Annotated in this window: 9 protein-coding genes; 6 read left to right on the forward strand and 3 right to left on the reverse strand. The window is 41.1% G+C overall.

Translation table 11 applies throughout. The annotated features are described in order from the left end of the window. Positions 1-29: 29 nt before the first annotated feature. Positions 30-1,589 (reverse strand): chromosomal replication initiator protein DnaA, encoded by a 1,560-nt coding sequence (gene dnaA / locus VN379_RS25000; RefSeq protein ID WP_325538851.1) that lies wholly within the window; start codon positions 1,587-1,589, stop codon positions 30-32. Positions 1,590-2,100: 511 nt separating this feature from the next. Here dnaA and rpmH point away from each other — a divergent pair. The 5 genes from rpmH (at position 2,101) to jag (ending at position 4,246) form a co-directional block, all read left to right on the forward strand. Continuing rightward, a complete protein-coding gene (gene rpmH / locus VN379_RS25005) occupies positions 2,101-2,235 on the forward strand; it encodes a 50S ribosomal protein L34 (RefSeq protein WP_144352409.1) in 135 nt (44 codons plus the stop codon). 109 nt (positions 2,236-2,344) lie between these two features. After that, entirely contained in the window at positions 2,345-2,707 is a 363-nt protein-coding gene (gene rnpA, locus VN379_RS25010) for a ribonuclease P protein component (RefSeq protein ID WP_325538852.1), read from the forward strand. After that, positions 2,704-2,922, forward strand: coding sequence for a membrane protein insertion efficiency factor YidD (gene yidD, locus VN379_RS25015; RefSeq protein ID WP_325538853.1), 219 nt, complete (start codon positions 2,704-2,706; stop codon positions 2,920-2,922). Before rnpA ends, yidD begins: the two co-directional genes overlap by 4 nt. Before the next feature lie 55 nt (positions 2,923-2,977). Further along, entirely contained in the window at positions 2,978-3,607 is a 630-nt protein-coding gene (locus tag VN379_RS25020; RefSeq protein ID WP_325538858.1) for a YidC/Oxa1 family membrane protein insertase, read from the forward strand. 3 nt (positions 3,608-3,610) lie between these two features. After that, positions 3,611-4,246 carry an RNA-binding cell elongation regulator Jag/EloR gene (jag, locus tag VN379_RS25025; RefSeq protein ID WP_325538854.1) on the forward strand — a complete coding sequence of 212 codons (636 nt, stop codon included), beginning with the start codon at positions 3,611-3,613 and terminating at the stop codon, positions 4,244-4,246. Between the two features lie 155 nt (positions 4,247-4,401). Here the strand turns inward: jag and VN379_RS25030 are convergent, their stop codons facing one another. Beyond that, positions 4,402-5,148: a hypothetical protein gene (locus VN379_RS25030; protein ID WP_325538855.1), complete on the reverse strand. Its 747-nt coding sequence runs from the start codon at positions 5,146-5,148 to the stop codon at positions 4,402-4,404. Positions 5,149-5,290: 142 nt separating this feature from the next. Between VN379_RS25030 and VN379_RS25035 the strand changes: the two genes are divergently transcribed. Then, positions 5,291-6,058 (forward strand): sulfite exporter TauE/SafE family protein, encoded by a 768-nt coding sequence (locus VN379_RS25035; RefSeq protein WP_325538856.1) that lies wholly within the window; start codon positions 5,291-5,293, stop codon positions 6,056-6,058. Between the two features lie 129 nt (positions 6,059-6,187). Here the strand turns inward: VN379_RS25035 and VN379_RS25040 are convergent, their stop codons facing one another. Further along, positions 6,188-7,090: a chemotaxis protein gene (locus VN379_RS25040; RefSeq protein ID WP_325538857.1), complete on the reverse strand. Its 903-nt coding sequence runs from the start codon at positions 7,088-7,090 to the stop codon at positions 6,188-6,190. Between the last annotated feature and the right edge of the window lie 170 nt (positions 7,091-7,260).

Consider the following 7,260-nt stretch of genomic DNA (forward strand, 5'->3'; position numbering starts at 1 on the left):
TAAACTTGTAGTTATACACAGGTTATGCACTAGGATTCAATACGTTTAATTAGATCTTTTAGTGTATTGTTAAGTTTAGCATCCATATTTTTTTCGCGGCTTATTTTGTCATGAGCGTGTATAACTGTGGTATGATCGCGACCACCAAATATTTCACCAATCTTAGGTAATGATGTTTCGGTTAATTCGCGGCAGAGATACATCGCAATTTGCCGGGGATAAGCCACATTGCGGGTACGCTTTTTGGCATACATATCTTCTAATTTCAGTTTAAAATGGCTTGCCACAATATCCTGGATAAGATCTGTGGTAACCTGTTTGGGGCGGCCATTTGGAAAGATGTCTTTGAGGGCTTCAGTAGCCAGATCAATATCAATTGGCTGATTATTGAGCGAAGCATAGGCAATAACCCTGATTAGTGCGCCTTCAAGCTCCCTGATGTTGTTTTCGATTCTGCTGGCTATATAGACAACGACTTCATTAGGGACATTAAGGCTCTCCATCATGGCTTTTTTTCGGAGTACGGCAATCCTTGTCTCTAGATCAGGGGTTTGAATATCTGTGATCAATCCCCATTCAAAACGGGAGCGCAGTCTGTCTTCAAGGGTTTGAATTTCACGCGGGGGACGGTCACTGGAGATGATAATTTGTTTATTCGCCTCATGTAAAGTGTTAAAGGTGTGGAAAAATTCTTCCTGAGTATGTTCTTTTTTCGATAAAAACTGAATGTCATCAACGAGAAGAACATCAATATTCCGGTACCGTTGGCGAAAGTTTTCCGGATTACCGCTGATGATCGAATTTATAAGCTCATTAGTAAATTTTTCACTTGATATATAGACAACCTTCATATTGGGGTTATTTTCTTTAATACGATGACCAATAGCATGCATGAGATGGGTTTTACCGAGTCCTACACCGCCATAAATAAAGAATGGGTTATAGACTTGAGCCGGTGCTTCTGAAACGGCTAGTGAGGCGGCATGGGCTAATCTGTTAGAATTACCAATAACAAAGGTGGAAAACACATATTTGGGGTTTAGGATAAATTCATCTGCAGGTGGTAGATTGTAAAGCTGTTGGTTGCGTGTAGGTCGTTTTTCCTGCAGGTTATTTGACTGGGGAGGGGGAGGGGTGACCGGCGGTATTACCGGTGTTGGTAAAATTGTTGCTGCCGCTTCAGGGATATCGCTGATATCATCAAGGTATCTGAGAAAATCATTGTGATTAATATCAGTATGAGCGTCATGGTGAGCTGGTCTTTGTTCAGGAGAAGGCTTGTGATTAGTTTCAGGTTCCTCTTCCTCCACTGCTGTCAGTAAGGGACTTTCTTCGACGCCTTCCATTTCGATATCCATATTAATTAGAACTATTTCAAAATCTTTATTAGCGGCAGCTTTTAAGGCAGCCTTAATAACAGGCAGGTAGCGGCTTTCAAGCCACTCCTTGACAAATTGTTTAGGAGTGCCAATCTCAATAACATTGTCGTTAATTGATAAGGGCATTGTCGATTTGATCCATGTTTCAAAAAGCGGCTTGATAAATGCTTTTTTCATATGTACCAGGGCCTGTTGCCAAATGCTTGCCATATAAGCGGTATCCGCGCTCATTTTAGCTAATCAGTCCTTTCCCTACTAAGTTTTCCACAAAATGTACTGATAATTAACATAAGTTATCCACAAAGATATCAACAACTGTGCATAAGTTTTATTCAATCAGCGTTTAGGGCGAAAAAAAAATACAACGGCGGGACATAATAATCCCGCAACCGTGTATTATCAAGTTATGAACCTTTGTGGACAAGTCTGTGAATAAGTAGTGTTTTTTGTGGATAAGTCATGAAAAATGTATATAAATCAATGTTATCCCAAGGAGATGTTGATAACTGCATAATTTATATTAACAAATCATGTGACAGTTATCAACAAGATATTTTCAACTGTGACCTAAAAAGTTGAATTTTATCCACAGAACACTTAATTTGTCGTCGTCAATATTCTTGACATGTTGCCTTGCGCTAGTCTATAATCTAAGCTAGTGAAATTTTGTGGATTTCAGTGTATTATTTTTTCTCCGCTCTATATAAGGAGGTGTTTAGAGATGAAACGTACTTACCAACCTAATACGCTATGGAAAAAAAGGACTCATGGTTTTCGTGAGCGTATGTCCTCACAAGGTGGCCGACTCGTAATTAAAAGAAGACGCGCTAGAGGCAGAAAAAAATTGTCAGCATAAGTAGGCCGCTTTCGTGGCCTATTTTTTCCATCAGATGGGGATGCTTGTAAAGATCTCATCAAAATTATAAGCATCTCCAAAAAATAATTATAGAAACCGGATGATTACAATGGTCAAAAGGTTTACCCTGCCTAAATGCGGCAGGCTTTGTCAAAATAAGAGTTTTCAGGCAGTATACCGGTCAGGCAAGTCATATGCCAATAAATATGTGGTACTATATGTTTTGCCTAATCGTTCTGCTAAACGCCGAATTGGTTTTGCCGCCGGCAAAAGGCTAGGGCCAGCTGTTGTGCGCAACCGTATGAAACGCTTACTGCGGGAAGCATATCGATTCCATCAGAGTGAGATTATCAATGGTGTCGATCTCGTGCTTGTTGCTCGCCAGCCGTTGGTTAAGGCGGGACTGGCTCAGGTAACGAAGGCCTTTCTGGAGTTATGTTCTAAAGCTAAACTAATGGCGGAAAAATCATGAAAAAAATCATTACAATCTTTATTATCGGCGCTATTAAGTTTTACCGGCTATTTCTGTCGCCGTTAAAACCGCCTAGCTGCCGGTTTGTGCCTACATGCTCTGAGTATGCGCTAACGGCTATCGAAAGGTATGGGGTTGCCCGCGGTTCGATGATGGCTATCCGGCGTATTTTGCGCTGCCATCCTTTTAACCCTGGCGGGTATGATCCTGTTTAAATAAACAGCCAATTATTTGCAGGAGGGAAATTTTTTGGATTTTTTAAGCAATATTATGCAGAGTGCATTGACTTTCTTTTATAATATGACAGCCAGTATCGGCTTTGCCAATTATGGTATAGCTATTATTCTACTAACCATCGCCATTAAGGCGCTGTTGTATCCACTGACTGTCAAACAGGTAAAGTCAATGAAGGCGATGCAGGACATTCAGCCCAAAATGAAGGAATTGCAGGAAAAATATAAAGGCAACCCGGAAAAGTTGAATAAAGAACTGGCTAACCTATATAAAGATGCAGGGGTCAATCCTTTGGCCGGTTGTTTGCCACTGCTAGTGCAAATGCCGTTTTTAATTGCGATTTTCTTCGCTATTAGAGATTATCAATATGCCCAGTTGCCACCAAGTTTCTTATGGTTGACAGATTTGGCTCAGCCTGATCCTACCTATGTATTGCCTGTATTGTCGGCACTCACTACATATATTCAGCAAAAGCAGACAACTACAGAGATGACTCAGCAAAATAAGATGATGCTGATATTCATGCCTATATTTATTGGTTATATTAGCTTAACTTTTCCAGCAGGTTTAGTGCTCTACTGGGTAGTGAGCAATGCGTTCCAGATTGGTCAGCAATGGTTTATGTATCGTAATAATGCGTCGGTTACTCGCGAGGAGGCACGCTAACTTATGAATGGTAAGCTTACATTTTCAGAAAAGACTGGTAAAACAATTGAGGAAGCCATTGAATTGGCTCTAGCCGAACTAGGGGTAAGCCGTGACCGGGTTGACCATGAGGTGCTGGAGGTACCCAGCAAAGGATTGTTTGGTTTTATCGGTTCTAAGCTTGCCAAAGTAAGAGTGGCTATCCGCCCCATTGACCCGGTAGACGAGGCAACGCAGTTCCTAAAGTCAGTGTTTAAAGCGATGAAGGTTAATGTCAGTATGGAAAAAGTGACTAATGATGATCATGTGGTCATTAATCTGCGGGGCGAAGATTTAGGTATACTTATTGGTAAACATGGTCAAACGCTTGATGCTTTGCAATATCTTACCAACCTTGCCGCAAATCGTGATGCCGACGAGCGTAGTCGCATTGTTATTGATGTTGAAGACTACCGCAAACGCAGGGCAGAAACGCTTTCCCGCCTGGCCATGCGTCTGGCAGATAAGGTTAAACGCCGGGGAGAGCGGGTGGTTCTTGAACCTATGAGCCCGCAGGAACGCAAGATTATCCATATGGCACTCCAAAGTGACAATCGAATTATGACATATAGCGAAGGCGATGAGCCATATCGCAAAGTGGTTATTGCTTTAAAAAGATAAAAAACAAAGCCGGGATTAAGTTCCCGGCTTTGTTTATCTGTATCTACCTTTATTCAAATGTACTAAATAAAAATAATTATTTGCAAAACCGAATCAAAATGATTGGATAATAGAAAAGTACGGTGCCGAAATTTATGTTGTCGGCACCGTACTTTTTAGGCAATAATTGTGCGTTCATATAGCTGTCCACAATGGCAAAGGTCTTCTCGTGGAGCATCATCAGAAAAATCCTCTGACATATAACCGCAGCCATTGCAGCTTGTCTTCAGCTTTATCAAATAGCGTTTGGCTGCTTTGGCTTTATGTATGGAAGCTTTACATGCCTGCAGGGATTCTACAGGCATTGTGAAGAGTGTGGTTTGGCAGCCATTCGGGTCACTGTAGTCTATGGACAGGCTGCCTTCCCGGGGAGTGGCAGGAGAGCCTGTCATTTGAGTGTAGGGAATGATAAGCCAGCGACAGTCTTTATCGCCGTCTGGCTTATCAATAAAATAGACCGAGTGACTGGATATAACTAATGCCCCGTCTTCATCTAAAAAGTTTGCCGGGACAATTGTATGTATTGTTTCACCTAACCAGAGATTATTGGGGACATCAGTTAATAATGATTGTAATTTTTCGCTTAATTTTGAAAAATGAGGATAAATCTTTTCTAGTGGCAATGAAATAGGTATGCCGTCTGTGGTAATCGTTATTGCTGCTTTTTCTGCTGTAAATACTTGCAGAACATCTAGCATACCGTTTACTTTACCCTTGTATATAATAACAGAAGGCATCTGGTCAATCGCCATTTTTATAGCTAATCTTCCGCGTAATAAGACAGTTTCCAGATGGCGCCGCAGGTTTTCCCGCCGGGAGCATCCTTTGAGGATAATACTATAATAGTTGTGTTCACAGATCATATAGGCACCTCACTTTCACTAAATATTGTACACTGATGCGAATTTATTGACAATATGAGAAAGTGAAAAAAGACTTGATTTATAAATAGTGCAAGGTTTATGATAATATCGTTGCATTCTTAACACAATAGGAGATGTTATTTTGGATTCCATTAGCCCTGAAATTATTTTATTTTTACTTATTGCCGGGTTTGTTGCTGCATTTATTGATTCTGTAGTAGGTGGCGGCGGGTTAATCTCTTTGCCTGCACTTATGTTTACCGGTCTTCCTCCTAGTGTGGTGTTAGGTACTAATAAACTGGCTAGTTCACTGTGTTCAATGACAAGTACCCTGTCTTTTTTGCGATCAGGGAAGGTTGATTGCCGGCTGGCAGCCTGGTTGTTTCCGTTGTCTTTTGGCGGTTCGGTCCTGGGGGCATATACAGTTCGACATATACCACCGGAGTTTTTAAAACCGCTGGTTGTTGTGCTATTAATTGTAGTAGCTATTTATACTGTGTTAAAAAAAGACTGGGGTTCAGAGTCAACCTATCAGGGGCTTACCTCTAAAACTAAGCTGATCATAGCACTCGCCGTATTTGGTATTGGTTTTTATGATGGATTCTTTGGTCCCGGGGCGGGTTCATTTTTCATTTTTTCATTTTTGATGTTAGGATTTGATTTCGTTGTCGCCGCAGGCAATGCTAAAGTGATGAATTTCGCCAGTAATATTGCCGCAGCGATTACCTTTATCTATCTTGATTCAGTGAACTTTCACTACGGGTTTATCATGGGGGGGGCAATGATCGCCGGTGCACTTGTCGGCTCGCGTGTTGCTATTAAGAGCGGTACAGCCTATGTACGGCCGTTGTTTATTGGTATGACCAGTCTGTTAATTGGCAAGCAATTGTGGGATTTGGTAATGAAATAAAAGAATATAAAAAAATCGACTACCCTGCAGGGTGGTCGATTTTTTATATTCTTCGAACGTCGAAGCACCTCGAATAGAGACAAGGATTGGCTTACGTTTTGCTAAAGCCATGGCGTCGGTTGTGTTTTTTTAGAGAATAAATTTATCAACAAGATCGATTAGCTGAGTGATTTCCGGTTTTGAGACCTGTCCGTTAGCACCAATGGATTGTCCCTTAAGGCGCATTTCCTCATTAATGAGTGATGAGAAGATAACAACAGGTAAATGGTTAAGCTTATCATGTTCTTTGATTCGTTTAGTGAGATGATGACCATCCATTTGTGGCATCTCAATATCGGTAATTACAAGCTGGATTTTGCTCTCAATTGGTACGCCGCCGGCGGCTAATTGTTCAATCTTTTCCCAGGCGTCCAGGCCATTCTCTGTCAGGATAACATTGGCATAGCCTGCCTTGTGGAGGGTACCTAATAATAAATCACGAAGCATCTTGGAATCTTCAGCGACTAGAATTGTCTTATTCTGACGAATATCGGTTACATCGGCTGACTTTTCCGCGATTTCATTGAATTTCTGATTCATTTCTGGATTGACGTCAGCTACTATTTTTTCAAAATCAAGGAGGACGACCATCTTATCAGTCATTTTTATGATACCGACAACCATATCTGAGTTGGCGATATGGGGCGGCGGTTCCATAGCTGTCCACGATATACGGTGAATTCGGGAAACCTCATCAACAAGAAAAGCAACATAGTAGTTATTAAGCTCACTTACAATAATTTTTGGCGAGGTTGTTGTTGATTGGCTGCCCAGGCAACGGGGGAGATTGATCAGCGGCATAACCCGTCCGCGCAGAGTGAAGATACCATCGACCCACGGATGGACGTTCGGCATTTTGGTGACAGGTAAGGGGTTAATAACTTCTCTAACTTTGGCTACATTAATGCCATAACTGACTGGGCCTATTGAAAATTCAACTATCTCAAATTCGTTTGTGCCAGTTTCCAGTAAAATACCCTTTTTTTCAGACATTGCCAGCCCTTCTTTCTTTTTTCAATAACGGACAAAAATAGACAATTTCAGATAGATACTACTTCTATCTTAGGAATCTTTTACCTGCTAGTAACTTGTCCATAATAGTAATTTTATGTGTATTTTTAATTTTTGCAGAGAATACTATATTAATTATTCTGCTTGCAGGA

This window comes from Sporomusa sp. (assembly GCF_035561255.1).
Lineage (GTDB): Bacteria > Bacillota > Negativicutes > Sporomusales > Sporomusaceae > Sporomusa.